This window comes from Sphingomonas sp. DC4900 (genome assembly GCF_049896485.1).
Taxonomy (GTDB): domain Bacteria; phylum Pseudomonadota; class Alphaproteobacteria; order Sphingomonadales; family Sphingomonadaceae; genus Sphingomonas; species Sphingomonas aquatilis.
In genome coordinates this window covers 1-1,509 of the sequence record NZ_JAFCUK010000038.1, presented here as the reverse complement: position 1 = coordinate 1,509, position 1,509 = coordinate 1, and the positions used below count along the sequence as shown (strand labels likewise).

Below are 1,509 nucleotides of genomic sequence, written 5' to 3'. Positions count from 1 at the left end.
GCTCTCATGACTGCCATCCGAGACGCTGGCCGAGTTTACCTTGTCGCTGGCCGCAAGACCAGCGTTCGCATTGACCTTGGCGGGTGTGCCGCGGACGCCTGATCGACGACGATTGATCATGCTCTCATCCGCGGGTTGGTTACCGCACTACCCGTATCCGTCGCTGGGCCTATCCTCCGTCTAAGTTCGGGCGTCGGACGAACCTGCCCCACCGTACACCGTGGATTGCCCATCACAGTCGGGTGCCCGCGGCACGCCGGCCAAGGCTATGCAGTTGGTGCCCTGGCGCCTCCTCCTGGAATTGTTCTGTGTGGATCAGCCGGCTATCGCTGGCGACACTCGACGGGCGATGTCCCAGGCATAGCCGACCAGTTCACGCGCGATCGCGGTGGTCACCTTGGGCTGGGGCTTTCCGGTGGCCGCCAGGCGACGGTAGCGCTGGCACAGGCGAACCTGCGCCTTCCACCCGATCGCTTGGATGTCCTCGGGCAAGTCGATGACCCGTTCACGGTAGCGTCGCTCCTCGCGAGCGGGCAGCCGATACGACCAGCCCGCCTCGATCAACATCGTCCGTGCTTGCGCGTTGCCCGCGCGGGTAATCCGGCCCCGCTTGGTCTTGGCACCGCTGGAGTGCTCGGACGGCACCAGGCCGACATACGCCATCAGTTGCTTGGGATTGTCGAAGCGGGTGAGGTCGCCCACCTCGGCGACCAGCGTTGCGGCACTGACCAGCCTGATACCGCGCAGGACCTGCAGATTGCGGACCAGCGGCGCAAAACACCACGCATCCACCGCTTCAGCCAGCGCCGCCTCCAGGCGCGCGACCCGTGCCTGGGCCTCCAGCACCCGCTTCTGCATTTCCTCGAATGCCAGCTGCTGGTGGGGAAACTCAAACCGCTGCTCGGACAACCACCGCCAGTACACTTTCGTCCAAGCCGCCTTGCCGCCAAAACGACGATCATGCCGCAACAGGAAGCTGCGCACCGTCTGCTTGGCCCCGATGGCATCGTCCTGCGCGCTGCGTCGCGCGCGGATGAGATCGCGTACCGCCTCGTGCGCTTCGTCCGGCACCCAGATCGCGGTGAGTTCGCCGGCGCGTAGCAGCCGCGCCAGGGTCATCGCGTCACGCCGGTCCGTCTTAACATGGTCGCCCGGGCGTCGCGGCATCATCGAGGGGGCGATGACGATGCAATTCTGTCCCAGCTTCGACAGCAGCCGATGCAAGCCATACCCACAGGGTCCCGCTTCGTAGCAGACGTTCAACGTCACACCCGGTCCCGTCAGCCGCTTGACCAGCTTCCTGATCGCATCGTCCTCGTTGGCGACCGTGCCGACGAAACGTACCTCGCCTCCGCGTTCCCCATCGGCAACCGCGACCGCGATGGTTTCCTTATGAACGTCCAGACCAACGTATTTCACTGCCTCCGTCATGACTCGTCTCCGCTGCTGACAAATCCATCATCAGCATCTCAGATTCGAGCCTCCAAGGCTCCGGCAGTCATGGGGTCT

At 64.5% G+C, this 1,509-nt stretch carries 1 protein-coding gene; it reads right to left on the bottom strand.

The genetic code is table 11. The annotated features are described in order from the left end of the window. Positions 1 to 315: 315 nt before the first annotated feature. Entirely contained in the window at positions 316 to 1,431 is a 1,116-nt protein-coding gene (locus ACP690_RS18010) for an IS110 family transposase (protein WP_066693034.1), read from the bottom strand. Positions 1,432 to 1,509: the final 78 nt, after the last annotated feature.

What these genes read in the sequence shown, in the direction of transcription:
- ACP690_RS18010 (WP_066693034.1), bottom strand. Translation starts at nt 1,431, where the DNA reads ATGACGGAGGCAGTGAAATACGTTGGTCTGGACGTTCATAAGGAAACC.